Origin of the sequence: Colwellia echini (assembly GCF_002843355.2) — a bacterium.
In the GTDB taxonomy this organism is placed as follows: domain Bacteria; phylum Pseudomonadota; class Gammaproteobacteria; order Enterobacterales; family Alteromonadaceae; genus Colwellia; species Colwellia echini.
The window spans coordinates 73,108-87,712 of record NZ_PJAI02000011.1 but is presented as its reverse complement, the minus strand read 5'-3'; the positions used below and the strand labels follow the sequence as shown (position 1 = coordinate 87,712).

At 36.2% G+C, this 14,605-nt stretch carries 13 protein-coding genes; 6 read left to right on the top strand and 7 right to left on the bottom strand.

Going from position 1 to position 14,605, the window contains the following annotated elements; all coding sequences use genetic code 11:
• Window positions 1-2: 2 nt before the first annotated feature.
• Entirely contained in the window at window positions 3-1,283 is a 1,281-nt protein-coding gene (locus CWS31_RS10995) for an ammonium transporter (protein WP_101345343.1), read from the top strand.
• Between the two features lie 220 nt (window positions 1,284-1,503).
• On the opposite strand, the gene CWS31_RS10990 is transcribed toward CWS31_RS10995, so the two are convergent.
• Window positions 1,504-2,364, bottom strand: coding sequence for a peptidylprolyl isomerase (locus tag CWS31_RS10990; protein WP_101345344.1), 861 nt, complete (start codon window positions 2,362-2,364; stop codon window positions 1,504-1,506).
• A gap of 378 nt (window positions 2,365-2,742) precedes the next feature.
• Between CWS31_RS10990 and CWS31_RS10985 the strand changes: the two genes are divergently transcribed.
• The 4 genes from CWS31_RS10985 to CWS31_RS10970 all read left to right on the top strand — a co-directional run bounded on the left by CWS31_RS10985 (window position 2,743) and on the right by CWS31_RS10970 (window position 7,111).
• Window positions 2,743-3,138 (top strand): OmpH/Skp family outer membrane protein, encoded by a 396-nt coding sequence (locus tag CWS31_RS10985; protein ID WP_101345345.1) that lies wholly within the window; start codon window positions 2,743-2,745, stop codon window positions 3,136-3,138.
• 752 nt (window positions 3,139-3,890) lie between these two features.
• Window positions 3,891-4,112, top strand: a complete 222-nt coding sequence (locus tag CWS31_RS10980) for a FeoA family protein (RefSeq protein ID WP_101345346.1) — start codon at window positions 3,891-3,893, stop codon at window positions 4,110-4,112.
• A 77-nt stretch (window positions 4,113-4,189) separates the two neighbouring features.
• Window positions 4,190-6,361 carry a ferrous iron transport protein B gene (gene feoB, locus CWS31_RS10975; protein ID WP_101345347.1) on the top strand — a complete coding sequence of 724 codons (2,172 nt, stop codon included), beginning with the start codon at window positions 4,190-4,192 and terminating at the stop codon, window positions 6,359-6,361.
• A 159-nt stretch (window positions 6,362-6,520) separates the two neighbouring features.
• Window positions 6,521-7,111 carry a thioredoxin family protein gene (locus CWS31_RS10970; RefSeq protein WP_246143489.1) on the top strand — a complete coding sequence of 197 codons (591 nt, stop codon included), beginning with the start codon at window positions 6,521-6,523 and terminating at the stop codon, window positions 7,109-7,111.
• Between the two features lie 103 nt (window positions 7,112-7,214).
• On the opposite strand, the gene CWS31_RS10965 is transcribed toward CWS31_RS10970, so the two are convergent.
• From CWS31_RS10965 to CWS31_RS10950, 4 genes are all read right to left on the bottom strand, one after another.
• Entirely contained in the window at window positions 7,215-8,705 is a 1,491-nt protein-coding gene (locus CWS31_RS10965; protein ID WP_101345349.1) for a sensor histidine kinase, read from the bottom strand.
• Window positions 8,706-8,778: 73 nt separating this feature from the next.
• Complete coding sequence (locus tag CWS31_RS10960; protein WP_101345350.1) at window positions 8,779-9,642, bottom strand: response regulator transcription factor; 864 nt, start codon at window positions 9,640-9,642, stop codon at window positions 8,779-8,781.
• Window positions 9,643-9,695: 53 nt separating this feature from the next.
• Window positions 9,696-10,424 carry a spondin domain-containing protein gene (locus tag CWS31_RS10955; RefSeq protein WP_101345351.1) on the bottom strand — a complete coding sequence of 243 codons (729 nt, stop codon included), beginning with the start codon at window positions 10,422-10,424 and terminating at the stop codon, window positions 9,696-9,698.
• A gap of 9 nt (window positions 10,425-10,433) precedes the next feature.
• The gene (locus CWS31_RS10950; RefSeq protein ID WP_101345352.1) at window positions 10,434-11,153 is read right to left on the bottom strand and encodes a spondin domain-containing protein; all 720 of its coding nucleotides are present in this window, start codon (window positions 11,151-11,153) and stop codon (window positions 10,434-10,436) included.
• A 502-nt stretch (window positions 11,154-11,655) separates the two neighbouring features.
• Between CWS31_RS10950 and CWS31_RS10945 the strand changes: the two genes are divergently transcribed.
• The gene (locus CWS31_RS10945) at window positions 11,656-12,012 is read left to right on the top strand and encodes an Hpt domain-containing protein (protein ID WP_246143488.1); all 357 of its coding nucleotides are present in this window, start codon (window positions 11,656-11,658) and stop codon (window positions 12,010-12,012) included.
• Between the two features lie 95 nt (window positions 12,013-12,107).
• On the opposite strand, the gene arcA is transcribed toward CWS31_RS10945, so the two are convergent.
• Window positions 12,108-12,815 carry a two-component system response regulator ArcA gene (arcA, locus tag CWS31_RS10940; protein WP_101345354.1) on the bottom strand — a complete coding sequence of 236 codons (708 nt, stop codon included), beginning with the start codon at window positions 12,813-12,815 and terminating at the stop codon, window positions 12,108-12,110.
• 160 nt (window positions 12,816-12,975) lie between these two features.
• A complete protein-coding gene (locus CWS31_RS10935; RefSeq protein ID WP_170252855.1) occupies window positions 12,976-14,601 on the bottom strand; it encodes a sensor histidine kinase in 1,626 nt (541 codons plus the stop codon).
• Between the last annotated feature and the right edge of the window lie 4 nt (window positions 14,602-14,605).

Sequence of the window (14,605 nt, the reverse complement as noted above, 5' to 3'; positions counted from 1 at the left end):
TTATGGAACAAAATATATTTCAACTTCAATATGCGATGGACACATTTTATTTCTTAATTTGTGGTGCATTAGTAATGTGGATGGCTGCGGGTTTCTCAATGTTAGAAGCTGGCTTAGTTCGTGCTAAAAACACAACTGAAATTTTAACTAAAAACATCGCACTTTATTCAATTGCTTGTGTAATGTACTTAGTGATTGGTTATGACATCATGTACGGTGGTGGTGTATTTTTAAATGGTATCGGTCTTGATGGTGCTTCTGACGCTGAAGCGCTTGTTGGTGCAGTATTAGCAGAGTCTGCTGAAGCTGGATTTGACGGCGGTGCAGTTTATTCAAACGCTTCTGACTTCTTCTTCCAAGTAGTATTTGTTGCAACGGCTATGTCTATTGTTTCAGGTGCGGTTGCTGAACGCATGAAGCTTTGGTCTTTCCTAGCATTTACTGTTGTTTTAACTGGTTTCATCTACCCAATGGAAGGTAGCTGGACTTGGAATGGCGATGCTGTATTTGGTTTATACACACTAGGTGACCTTGGTTTCTCTGATTTCGCTGGTTCTGGTATTGTTCACATGGCAGGGGCTTCTGCAGCATTAGCTGGTGTTTTATTACTAGGTGCTCGTAAAGGTAAATACACTAAAGATGGTAAAGTAAATGCTATCCCAGGTGCTAACTTACCAATGGCTACTTTAGGTACATTTATTTTATGGATGGGTTGGTTTGGTTTTAACGGTGGTTCTGTATTGAAACTTTCCGATATCAACAGCGCTAACTCAGTTGCAATGGTATTTTTAAATACTAACGCAGCAGCAGCAGCGGGTGCAATTGCAGCACTTATTTTTGCTAAAATCTTATTTAAGAAAGCGGATTTAACAATGACTTTAAACGGTGCGTTAGCTGGTCTTGTAGCAATTACAGCTGAGCCTTCTACACCATCTCCATTACAAGCAACTATCTTTGGTGCAATTGCAGGTATTATCGTTGTGTTATCTATCTTAGCGTTAGATAAAGTTAAGATTGATGATCCAGTAGGTGCTATCTCTGTTCACGGTGTTGTTGGTTTCTTTGGCTTAATGATTGTTCCAATCACTAACTCTGGTTCTAGCTTCAGTGGTCAGTTAATTGGTGCTGCAACTATCTTTGTATGGGTATTCTCAACTAGTTTCGTAGTTTGGTATGTACTTAAGAAAGTTGTTGGTATTCGTGTTAGCGAAGAAGATGAGTACGAAGGTGGCGATATCACTGATTGTGGTATGGAAGCTTACCCTGAGTTCACTCGCGGTTAATCTTAGTATTAGTACCTAGTATTCTAGAATTTAGAAGCTAGGTATGAAATTAATACCTTTATTTATACTTCATTAAATATAAATTGATGACAAAAAAAGCAGTTAATCATTAAATGATTAACTGCTTTTTTTATTACTTGTTGTTGTTGTTTGAACTCTAGATTATTGTTAATTCATTTGGCGTTAAAACCTAATACCTAGCCCTCAAAGCTAAAGAATATTAACCTTTACTAAAGCGTCTTCTTAATGCTAATAACGAAAGAGCAACAAGTGAAAATAAGGTCGTTGAACCGCCATCATCTTCATCATCAACAGGATCAGCTTCTGATTTATCAGGATCGCTTGGGAAAGCATCATTAATATCTTTTACGCCATCACCATCACTGTCTGGATATTTAGTGAGTAGAGGGTTTAAATCGCTATCGGTTACTTCTGAGCTATCAAAAATAACAACTTGCTCAATAGTCACAAAATTTTCAACACCTGGTGCTGACATATCTGAACACACCTGATCTTCGTCCATTACCATCGGGATACCGGTTAAACTTTGATAAGTACAAAGTTTCAGTTGCGCTATTTTATTAATGATATCCATACCGTCACCAATAACTTGACCAAAGACAGTGAAACCACCATTTTGAAGGTCTAAGTTTTCACTGTTATCTGCTAAATTAAAGAACCATTGATCGGTTGCGCTATTAACGTCACCGCCTACTTTTGCCATGGCGATGGTACCAGTAACATTCGAATATACAGGCTCATTAATTACTGCGGCATTTGGCGAAAGACGAGTTAACGGCCATGCATCTTCAAATTCATAACCACCGGCTTGAACAACAAAGTCTGTTGCTACGCGATGTACAACAGTATTGGTATAATACCCATCGTTAACATAACTGAGAAAGTTTTCAACCGTTTTAGGCGTGGTTTGATCGAATAAATTTACTTGGAAATTACCTTGTGAAGTTTGAAACTCAACAATTGTGGCACTAGCTGTATTGGTAAAAGCTAAGCTAGTTGTTGCCAACGCGATAAGAGATAACATCGCAGTGGTATTTTTTTTGGTTATTTTTTGAAACATGAAAAACCTACTTTGCATAAATTGCTTGAAAAATGTGCTTCATAGTAAATGCTGTAGCAATGCTAAACAAGTAGTTGTAACACTTTAGTAAAAGCTGCAAGTTATAAAAATTAAAGTAGTCGGTATTACTTTTTCGAGATTTTAATGCAACATAATGAAAAATATATTGTTTTATGTTTTTTCGATGAAGTAGCCTGTGGCGATCATCTTTTTATTTATAATAAATTGTTACTTTAAAGTTAAGTTAGAAGCACTTCAGTGCTAAGTAAAAGCTAGGTTGATAATTAGTATTTATCTATGCCAACACTTGCTTTACAGTTGATAACAATTACAATGGCGGCGTTTAACTACAACCCTTTCTAATATTAAGGAATAGAAATGAAAAAAGTCTTTTTAGTAAGCATTTTGATGGTATTAGTATCACTGTCTAGTTTCGCACAAGCTAAGCCTAAAGTAGGTGTTGCGATAGATATGGGTTTAAGTATTGTAGCTGAAGTTGATCGTTACAATATTGTGTTGGGCGATACAGGTGTTGCGGTTGATTATAAAATTGTTACAGGTAAGTTTGATGATACTACACCATTAACTTGGTATGTTGCAGGCGGCGGTTGGGCTGGTTGGGACCATGGCTTTGGTCTACGTGTGCCATTAGGTGTTACTTGGTTTTTTGCTAAGCGCTGGGATTTATATGGTCAAGTACAGCCAGTAGCTGATTTTGACAACGAGTTTGATTTCAGTGTTGACGCTGCAGTAGGCGTTCGTTTCGCATTTTAGAAAAGAAATAATTTAGATTTAATTACTTTCACTGTTAATTGATTGCAAATAAAAAGAGCTTTAGGCTCTTTTTTTGTATCAGCTATTAGGGCCTGTTGAACTTTTGAGATTACTTTTACAATAACTTGTTTGGTATTTCGACAAGGCAGAGCCATGTGACCTGTAGTTGGCTATTGAGCGTAAAAGTCACGCTGAAAACGAGAAAATAGCTTTTGTTGTGTAACATTGTTTATCCAGTGTTCAGGTTATTTAACCTGAGATCGGAATAATGGAATTGTACAGTATAACAATATCAACTATTTGAACTCATGCATCTATAATAGTTTTAGTTATTCCTAGTTCAAAGCGAGAGCGGAGCCAATAACGAGTTATTGGGAGTTTTCTTAACGAAGGAATACGAATAAATAAGGCTGTTGTTGAACTTTGCTTATCTCGAACTCAGGATCTTTATTAAAAATTAATGCCATAATATGTTAATTAACTTTAGTTGAGGTTAAATAGTTAGGTGATGGGACTTATTTTATCTGCCGACTAGTTGATTAAAATCCGGTGATATATTCAATTATTGCTGTTGAATGGTTGCACTCAATGTTATTATCTAAATAGTAGTAATTATCATTAACTCTTAGATTAGGTGCAGTTGATATGTTTTATATTCAACTTGTTCATTAAACTTGTATTTTCAAACTGAATGTTCAGCTTGGATTAGTTCAGGTCTATTTATTGAGTCAATTAATTTTTGGAACCATGTCATGACACTAGCCGAACTTCCTCTTAATAAACCCGCGAAAATTAGTGCATTGCCTAAAGATGAAGCTATTGCCGCTCAATTAATTGAGCAAGGCTTTACGCTACGATCACATATATCTTTAGCACATAAAGCGCCGTTTAATGGTCCTATGGCATTTAGGTTACACAATACCAAAATTAGCCTTCAACGTGATATTGCTAAACAAATTAGCGTTAGTTTTTAGACTGAAAGTACTAAATTAACTAAACAACATAAGTAATACAGCAATTTTTTATTCAGCAACTTTAAAAAGAATTTTCCGTGAAACAATTAAAGCATTTCGCACTGGTTGGCTTTGCCAATTCAGGCAAAAGTACATTATTCAATTTATTATTATCTGATGAGCAAAACAGTCAGCATAAGGGGAAGCAAAATGTCGGTAACTGGTCAGGGGTAACTGTTGCCGCTAAAAAGTCACATTTCATATTAAACGCCCAAGAGAGCTATTTATCTGATTTACCAGGGATAAGCACCTTAGACAGCCATGCTGAGCAAGGTAAAGATCTGACAATATCGCAATCATTTTTACAAGAAAATGATATAGATTGTTTAGTGAACGTCGTAGATGTTAATCAACTTAGCCGTCAATTGTATTTAACTAGCCAGTTATTAGAGCTAGGTGTACCAATGATAGTGGTACTTAATAAAACCGATAGACAAAAAAATCTAGATATTGATATTGAACAACTGACACAAGAGTTAGGCTGCCCTGTTATTGCAATAAGCACACAACAAACTGATGCGCTACCAGATGTTCAACAAGCGTTAGCGAAAATGACAAATAAAACGCCTGTTGATCACAATACTATGGTTGATAACGCAAAATATAAATCGGTAACTAAGCCAAGTGTTGGTGCTATGCAAGCACGTTATGATTACATTACTGATATGCTAGCTCGGGTAAGTAGCGTTGATGCTAATAATGCGGCTTTTGCGACCAATATTGATAAAACCTTCTCAGAAAGAATAGATACGATAGTTTTGCATCCGTTAACCGGTATTCCTGTTTTTCTAGGTGCAATGTACTTGTTATTTATGTTTGCCATTAATGTTGGTAGCGCGTTTATAGACTTTTTCGATATTCTTAGTGGCTCTTTGTTTGTTGAATATCCTCTACATTTTCTTGCACCATTAGATTTACCACAGTGGATCTTAACTATTATTGAAGGGCTAGGAAGCGGTTTACAAACCGTTGCGACCTTTATTCCTGTTATCGCTTGTTTATTTATTGGTTTATCACTACTGGAAAGCTCTGGCTATTTAGCTCGAGCGGCGTTTGTCGTTGATAGTGTAATGCAAAAAATAGGTTTGCCGGGTAAAGCTTTTGTTCCTTTAATTGTTGGTTTTGGTTGTACAGTACCCGCGGTAATGTCGGCTAGAATTTTAGATAGCGAACGCGAGAGAATTACCACAGTAATGATGTCGCCCTTTATGTCTTGCGGCGCAAGATTGCCTGTATATGCGTTATTTGCGGCAGCTTTTTTTCCTGACAACGGTCAGAATTTAGTGTTCTTATTGTATTTGGTAGGGATTGCTGCAGCCATTGGTACCGGTTTCTTATTAAAGAAAACTGTATTGTCGGGTGGTGCGTCATTAAATATTATGGAATTACCTAATTATGAAATGCCAAAAATTACTGATTTGAGTAAACGTGTTTGGCAACGTACCCGTAGTTTTGTTACAGGCGCAGGTAAAACCATCGTAATTGTTGTCTGTTTGCTTAATTTCGTAAACTCTATTGGCACCGATGGTCAATTTGGTAATCAAGACAGTGAAAGCTCGATATTGAGCCAAGGCGCTAAAGTAGTTACACCATTATTAGCGCCTATGGGGGTTCAAGAAGATAACTGGCAAGCAGGTGTAGGTATTATCACCGGTATTTTTGCTAAAGAAGTTTTAGTAGCGACCTTTAATAATTTATATTCACCGCATGATAGTGAAGCTGCAGAAGCGCCATCATTATCAAAAAGCTGGCAAGAAGCTGTTGATACTATTAAAGAAAATTTATTAGGTATTGCGCCTGATGACCCATTAGGTATTAGTGTTGGTGAAATAACCGACTTAAACTTGGCGGCAGAAGATCAGGGTGTTGAGTTAACTACTTATGAGCGTATGCAAGTTGCCTTTATTAGCCAGTTAGGTGCGTTTAGTTATTTATTGTTTATTTTACTTTACACTCCTTGTGTTGCTGCAATGGGCGCAATTAAGAATGAAGTTGGCACTAAATGGGCAACATTTGCTGGAGTATGGAGTTTCGTTTTAGCTTACCTAATGGCGACTTTGTGTTATCAAATAGGTAATTTTATGGCTGCACCACTCACGGCTAGTATAACAATTGCTATTTCAATACTAACGTTTGTGCTGATTTACTTTTGGTTGAAACACAAAGGTAAGCAAGTGCTAACTATTCCTATAAAGGTTAGTTACAGCTAATAATATTTTATATCAATTATTAGTATGGTAAAAAATCAGTTGTCACTTCAAATTTTATTGTGACAACTTTACCGTTTTAGCATTTGGTAGAAATACAGTGTAAAGCACTCTAATTTTTGCCTTTACCTTTTATCTTTATTAAGTGATAACACCATGGCAATGACCGCTTCAACAATGATGGAATTAGGTACACAAGCACCTTTTTTTGAATTAAAAAATACAGACAATACATTAACATCATTAAATGACTTTGCTGATAATAAAGCGCTTGTTGTTTTGTTTATATGTAACCACTGTCCGTATGTTATTCATATAGCACCAGCGCTCGCTAAATTAGCAGTAGAATATCAAGATAAAGGCGTCGCCTTTGTTGCTATCAATAGTAACGATACTGACACTTACCCTGCAGATAGCTTTGAAAATATGGTGAAAGAAAAAGCAGCAAGAGGTTATACTTTTCCTTATTTATTTGATGAAACACAATCTGTTGCGAAAGCCTTTGATGCAGTATGCACACCAGATATTTTTGTTTTTGATGCACAGAAAAAATTAGTTTACCGTGGTCAGTTTGACAGCTCACGGGTTCGTCGTATTTCGTCAGGTAATTATGACTCGTCGCAATCAGCTGCAACAGGAGAGGATTTAAAAGTTGCGTTAGAAGCTTTATTGCAAGGTCAATCCGTGGATGAAAACCAAATAGCGTCTATTGGCTGTAATATTAAATGGAAACAAGGTAATGAACCGACATAAGTTCTGATATGATTAATCGCCAATGCCTATTGGCGATTAATCTAGGATTTTATCTTTCGTTCGCTTATTAGCTCAGTTATTAGCTCAGATGATAGTTTAGATATTAAGGTAGTAGAGGAATAGATAACGAAAATATACTGCCATCACCTAACTCACTTTTAACCATCAGTTCTGAATTGATCACTCTTGATAATTTTTGGCTAATAGCTAAACCTAAACCTGCATGTTGAGTATTATCTTCTATCGCGTTACTCGCTCTGTATCTAGCGTCAAATATATAGGCAATATCTTCTTTACTAATACCGCTCCCATTATCCGTCACACTCACTCTCACTTCGGTAATTAAATGCGTTACAGTTATGGTTATTTCACCTCCATCAGGCGTGTGTCTTATGGCATTTTCCAATAAATTAGTCATTATGCGCTCTAACTTGGCAATATCTGAGAAAACCATGAATTGGCAAGGTTGAGGCTGTAAGGTTAAAGTAATTTTTTTACTTTCAGCTTTTAAGGTAAACTTAGCCATAATGTCATGCAATAATTCACCGATGGCAAAGGCTTCTAGGTTAACCGTTACTTGGCCATTTTCTAAATGCGCTAATTCAAATATCTGGTCGATTAAGCGTTTTAATTGCTTAACGTTACGTTGAACCGTCGCTAAATAATCTTGTTTTTCTGCGCTCGATAAGTCATCACCTTTTATTGCCAAAGTTTCTATATAGCCCTGCATGGTTGCTAAAGGTGTGCGTAAATCATGGGAAAGGTGGGCTAATAATTCTCGACGCACTCTATCGTTTTCCGTTAATAAGGATAGTTGCTGATTAATTTGTAAAACCATGTCATTGAAACTGGCACCAAGAAAGTTAACTTCATTATGTTCAATACCGTGATTTGACTTATTACCCCATTGTTTTAGTTGAACTTTTGTTTGATCATATCCCACTGCTTTTAAAGCTTTCATTTGCTCTGCAAGTGCTTTTATTGGTCGAGTGAAATAGTGAAATACCGCTAATAGAATTAGTAATAGTAACGCTAAGCTGGCGAGCACAAACGCGCCATATTTTTGTAAATTTTTATCGTCTTGCACTTGGCTGAAAATTGAATCATAAATTTCCCCACCAATAATAATATATAAATAACCTTGCAACAGATCGCCTTGATAAACAGGGGAGGCTGAAAATATTTTACTGCTGTTAATGCCACGAGGATCATCACCAAAAACGGGTGTTTTTTGTGGTTTTTCAATCAGTTTTTTGATCGGTGTTAATGAAACAGAGCGACGCTTTATTTTCGCGGGATCAGCAGAGTAGGTTAAAATGTTGCCTTGCGTGTCTAAAAAGTAAAATTCAAAAGCAGGGCCGAGTAACATCAAGGTATGAAAAAGATTTTCTAAAGCCGCTTTATCGTAAACACCATCTTGTAATAGCGGGTTATCATGGGCCAAATGTTCCGCTAAGTGTAAGTGCAATTTCTGCTCAGCTTGATATTTTGATTGTTGTACCAACGAATTACTCCACCAAATCAGTAATGACGCCATGATCATGAAAGCGGTACAAAGCGTTATCGCGAGTCTTTGGTAAAGTGAAATTTTCATTGCGAGAAATTCCTTACTGAATGAATAGTTTGGTGGTTAAGCAAAATGCAACGCAATCTATATTTTAGATTTGTCATACATTCGCGGGCATTACGCCTGCAGAGTTTAGTTTGTAACCTACTCCCCAAACCGTTTGAATTATTTGGGGAGCAGTGCAATCTTCTTCAAGCTTGTTTCTAAGGCGATTAATATGCGAATTAACCGTGTGTTCATAACCGCTATGATGGTAACCCCAAACACCGTCAAGCAATTGTGTTCGTGAAAAAACTTGATCGGGGTGTTTACAAAAAAAATCAATCAATTCAAATTCGGTTGCCGTTAAGTTGATGGTTTTATCTTTATAAGTTACTTGATGGTAACGATGATCAACTTGTAATTGTCCAATTGTTGTAGCTGTTTGCTGATTATTGGGTTGTTCAGTAAGTTGGTTATTAATTTGAGTGCTTTGCTGTGCTTGTGTTTCTTTTATGTCATTATTTACTTGCTGATTGTTTTTGATCGAAGCTGTTGATGTATTGTCTATATTGTTTTTGTTTGGCGATTCGTTGAGTGAGTTTTTTGCCTGCACAGCATGCACTCTCCGCAATTGACTCCTAACCCGAGCTTGTAATTCTCTAATGCTAAATGGCTTGGTCATGTAATCATCTGCCCCTAATTCAAGCCCTAATATACGATCAATCTCAGAGGCTTTAGAGGTAAGCATAATAATTGATTGTAATGGTTTTTCTTGCCTCACTTGTCTGCAAATATCTAAACCGTTAATATTTGGTAGCATGATATCCAATAAAATAAGTTGGTAATTTTGACTTAATGCTTGCTGCAATCCTTCATCGCCTTGTGTACAAATATCACAATGTAAATCAAGTTCAGATAAATGTACTTTAATAAGTTTGGCAATATCAATTTCGTCTTCAATGATTAAGATCTTATCGTTCATAGTTAAGCCAATGAGTGAAAATAGTAGCACTATCCGCTCATTGGCTTGAGGCGCTACTTAGTTCTAGTTATGGTTACTTTAACCGCAGGGTTATCAAAACGATGTGCCTGTGTTAAAACTGAGTTAGATAAACCATCATCTTTACTAACAATGCCAGTATGATAACTAACTAGATTAGTGTCATCTCTGCTTGCATCAAAGCCAACACCGCCATCTGCAGGACCAGGAATTGTACCTGCTGCTTCGGTGTTTTTTTCTGTACCAGCATCATAAACACTTAAGTTCCATGATTTTTCTTGGCCGATAGTTAAAGTTGATATATCTACTCCAGTAAGACCCGAGAAAGCATCATTTGTATTCACTAACATGGTGGAAACTGTTAAATAAGTTGCCACAGGGTCTATCGTCATAATGTCTAACATTACGCTAGCACCTGGTGGTAGAGGGCTTTCACTAGATGTAGATACAATATTATTTTCAGATGAAAGAAAATCGGTATTGTCACCGCCTTCTGCTAATTTCTCTAAAGCTATAGAGGCGCTTTCACCTATCATCCACATTTTAGTATCGTTATGAAGGCTTAGGGCAATAGGCGATAATGGTTGTGCATAAGTTAAGTTAGTTATCATTACTGAATAACTATATTCCATAGGCTCTTCAACGTCAGGAATTGCGGGAGTATCATCATTATCACCACAAGCGAATAATCCTAATGAAAGTAAACTAACAAAGAACAATTTAATGGGAAAACGTTTATGTTTTTGCGTTATTAAAGTTGACATACAACCTCCTTATTGCACTGTAATGATAAGTTTAGCAACTGGGTTTAACCAACGTTGCACGCTATTATTGATATCACTTTTTCCTGTTTCCATATCATCATCGCCTAAACTACCACGGTGAATATGTACTTTGTCGTTAGACTCCATATCAGTTACCCCTGTACCATTCATACCAATGACATCTTCAAGCGGTGGCGGCACAGGCATACCAGCTTCACCAGGTGCACCACTACCTCTTACTTCGTCATTCGCTTCTGTACCAGCATCGTAAGCATTTAAAAATACCGTGTAAGTACCTGCTTCAGTAGGAATTTCCCAACTATTTAAACCTGCAAAACCATCATTTGAAGGTAATATCATTGCCGCTAGCGATAAATGGGTATTAGTACTGTCTGTGCTTAAATCAAAGCTTGCTGAAGTCGCTGGCGCCAGTAAACCCGCTGCAGGGTTTTCATTTACGTTGGCATCTGCATTCATTAATACGCTTGATAAACCTGAAATGTCACCACCTTCAGCCATTGCTTGCAGTTCAGCGCTAGCCATTTCGCCAGGCATAAAAATGTAACTGTCGCTAGTATGTGCAGCTGTTATTACCGGCGTAAAATACAAGCCTTGTGTTAAGTTGGTAACTGTTACTGATAACTCTTGTGCCATTATTGTTGAACTAGCAAGTGCGATTGCTAATACGCTTAATGTTGATTTAATAGGTGATTGTTTAAATACTTTCATGGTCTTTCCTTTTCAGTGAATGTTGTAATGGTTTGTCGTTGTGTTTTTATTTAACGGAAAGAGATTATGAATTGGAAATATCGCGGTGATATCACGCATTTATCACCTTTCTATGGTGAATTTGTCACAGAAGTATCACGCCCTCTGCCTTAAAAAGGCTATTTAAGTAAGAGGTTTCTTTTATAGAAATGGTTTTATCTGTTTTATCTTCGTTGTTGTTTAATCATGAAATTCGTGGAAGCGCGGCTTACTTATACAGTTGAGTATTCTCTATCAAAGACGGTAATAGCCTAAGTTAATCTCTCATATTGATTGTTGGATAATATTTTAATAATGTTATACAAATGCCGTGTTCTAAGGGGGCATCAGATCAGGTTAGCTGATAATTTCAGTTTAAATTACAGTAAGTTTGTTTGATTTATATTAGTGCGTTAAAATAGATTTATACGCCACTATTGATAGCGATTATTGGTAGCGATTTTTGGTAATAAAGAGGTTGTCTATGCAAGCTGAACAAATGAGCTCTAAGTTAGATCTGGTATTACTCGATGATTACTTGGATAGATTGGGCAAGGTTATAGTTGAGAAAATGTTCACTTTATATACTCAGCAAGTGGTAATTTATCTTAACGATATAGAAAATGCGCAATTAAGCGAATCAAGCACTGATTGGCAGACTCATTGTCATAAAATGAAAGGTGCAGCTGCTAGTGTTGGCATGAGTCAATTGCATGCTCAATTGAAAGTGTTAGAAAAAACCGATGCCTCTACCGCAGAAAAAGCAGTTTTATTGACCGAGTTGAAAGTGTTAAATGAGGACGCAATTTTTACTTTTAAAAATTGGCTAGCAAGCAAGTAGCTAAGTAATCTGAGTTCAGGTTAAATAATAAAGCAAGTACCTAAACGTTAAGGTACTTGTTCTTTATGATTTTTATATATACCTTTTATAAAAATTTATTCTAAAGTACCTACAAAGCGGTAGCCTTCGCCGTGAATAGTATTAATCAATTCAGGTGTGCCTGAATTCAGTTCAAAGTGTTTACGTAAACGGCGGATAGTTACATCAACGGTACGGTCATTTTCACGTAAATCTCTACCTGTCATTTCTTTAATTAATTCTTGGCGAGTAATTATTTTACCCGCGTTTTTGATCAATAAGCTCAATGCTCGGTATTCACCACGAGGAATAGCGATCACTTCACCTTCAGGGCTAGTCATTTGTCTTGAGTTACTATCTAAAGACCATTCATTAAATTTAATGATACTTTGAACTTGTTCAGTTTCAACTCCAGATTGACCTATTCGGCTTAAAATGTTGCGAGCACGAATAGTGAGTTCACGTGGATTAAAAGGTTTGGTTAAATAATCATCGGCGCCAATTTCTAAACCTAGAATTTTGTCTATATCACTGTCTCGACCAGTTAAGAAAATTAAACCTAAGTCTTTGTTAGCTGTTAACTCTCTTGCTAATAATAGACCATTTTTACCCGGTAAATTAATATCCATGATAACTAGGTTTATTGAGTTTAATCGTAATTGCTCAGCCATGCTATTGCCATCAATAGCTTCGAAAACATCATAGCCTTCAGCTTCAAATAAACTACGTAAGTTAAAACGAGTGACATCTTCATCTTCGACAACTAAGACTTGATAAGTTTGCATAGTGGAAATTACCTAATGTTTTTTTTAATGGCTATTTTGAATGACAATGTTAATAGATATTGAGATTGTAAGAATGAATAAATATTGTTATTCAAATACAATTATCCGTCTATTTTAGTCAAATGGTAACGAAAAAACAATTTATTACTGCTTTAATTCATTAACTTGCTGCTAATTCAACTGGAAAAGTGATCTCAAAGCTCACACCCGGTTTATTTTCTTCCTCAATACTAATATGTCCACCTAATGCTTGAGTAACTAAGTTATAGACTAAATGCATCCCGAGACCGCTACCGCCGCTGCCGCGTTTGGTGGTTGTGAAAGGGTCAAATATTTTAGTTTTCATTGTTTTATCAATACCTACGCCGTCATCACGATAATTAAAGTGTATTTGATCACTTAAGTTCATAATGCTGATGGAGATATTACCTTGCTCAAGACCATCAAAACCATGATAGATTGAATTAAGAATGAGGTTAATTAATATTTGATTGATAGGTCCAGGCTTGCTGTTAATAATTAAATCGTCAGGGCAATCCATGGTGATAATCACGTTGGCAGATTGTATTTTAGCTGAGAGCGTTAAAATAACTTCGTTAATTAAATCGCGCATGTTAAATGTTCTGTTCTCAACACTTGATTGATCTACAGCCACTTTTTTGAAACTTGAGATCAATTGTGCGGCACGCTCTAAATTGCGAAGTATGATGGATATATTTTCATTGCCGTCATTTAAGAATTTTTTCAATTGACTGGATCTGAGAGTCTTATCTTCAAAGGCTGTTTTTATTTCGTTTAATTTATCGGCTAATAAACTCGAAGCAGTAACACCTAAACCTATTGGAGTGTTAACCTCATGAGCTATGCCCGCAACCATATCCCCCAGAGAAGCCATCTTTTCTGTTTCAACTAACTGACCTTGAAACTCATGTAGTTTTTCTAAGGTTGAAAGTAACTCTTGATTAGACTCTTTTAATGCATCAGTTCTAGAGCTTAAACGATGTTCTAGCGCTTTGTTTTTAGTCTGTGTGTGTTGGTGCTCTTCAATTAAACTATTAATATGTTTTTCTACGCGAAGCAGTAATACATTAATATTGACGGTTAAAACATCTAACTCTTTAATCGGGAGTTTTGATAACTGTGTTTGATAGTTTCTGCTACGAGATATTTGACCTAATTCATCAACAATACTGTCAATAGGTTGATTAATGTTATTAAACAGTGATTGAGCAACACCAAAAGCAAGAATTAAAGAAAATAATAAGAAGGCAAGTAATACGTAAACTAGCCTATCGGTAAAAGCTTGTTTTTCAAGCAGACTAGTTTGAATAAATAAATAGCCGATAGTTTCTTGCGCTTGGGTTATTTTAACAATTAATTCTAAATGATTGGCTTGGTGTTGAACGGTACTTAATTGAGCTATTTCAGAAATTCTATCACTAATGGGAGGGTAATTATGATTGCGATTGTAACTGCTAAAATATTCAATGCTATCATCTTGGTTAGTACGATAAACATGTATATGGTTAATTAACGGCGTTGTTATTAATTTTTTTAGTTGATTTTTTAATCTAACTTGACCATTGTCACTTTGCAAATATTGAGCGCTATTATTGGCAAGTAAATTTGCCCATGCACGTGTTTCATCAGCAATTACATGAGCACCTTGTTTATCAACCATAAAAATTATAGCAGCAGAAGAGGTAAGCATAATTACCGCAGCTAAAGCCATGATACTTCGCACTAAGCGGTTATGTAATGAAATACTCTGTTCTGATTTTTTCATGGCA

Coding starts and splice junctions, on each gene's coding strand:
- CWS31_RS10995 (WP_101345343.1), top strand. CDS start 3: ATGGAACAAAATATATTTCAACTTCAATATGCGATGGACACATTTTAT.
- CWS31_RS10990 (WP_101345344.1), bottom strand. CDS start 2,364: ATGTTTCAAAAAATAACCAAAAAAAATACCACTGCGATGTTATCTCTT.
- CWS31_RS10985 (WP_101345345.1), top strand. CDS start 2,743: ATGAAAAAAGTCTTTTTAGTAAGCATTTTGATGGTATTAGTATCACTG.
- CWS31_RS10980 (WP_101345346.1), top strand. CDS start 3,891: ATGACACTAGCCGAACTTCCTCTTAATAAACCCGCGAAAATTAGTGCA.
- CWS31_RS10970 (WP_246143489.1), top strand. CDS start 6,521: ATGACCGCTTCAACAATGATGGAATTAGGTACACAAGCACCTTTTTTT.
- CWS31_RS10965 (WP_101345349.1), bottom strand. CDS start 8,705: ATGAAAATTTCACTTTACCAAAGACTCGCGATAACGCTTTGTACCGCT.
- CWS31_RS10960 (WP_101345350.1), bottom strand. CDS start 9,642: ATGAACGATAAGATCTTAATCATTGAAGACGAAATTGATATTGCCAAA.
- CWS31_RS10955 (WP_101345351.1), bottom strand. CDS start 10,424: ATGTCAACTTTAATAACGCAAAAACATAAACGTTTTCCCATTAAATTG.
- CWS31_RS10950 (WP_101345352.1), bottom strand. CDS start 11,153: ATGAAAGTATTTAAACAATCACCTATTAAATCAACATTAAGCGTATTA.
- CWS31_RS10945 (WP_246143488.1), top strand. CDS start 11,656: ATGCAAGCTGAACAAATGAGCTCTAAGTTAGATCTGGTATTACTCGAT.
- arcA (WP_101345354.1), bottom strand. CDS start 12,815: ATGCAAACTTATCAAGTCTTAGTTGTCGAAGATGAAGATGTCACTCGT.
- CWS31_RS10935 (WP_170252855.1), bottom strand. CDS start 14,601: ATGAAAAAATCAGAACAGAGTATTTCATTACATAACCGCTTAGTGCGA.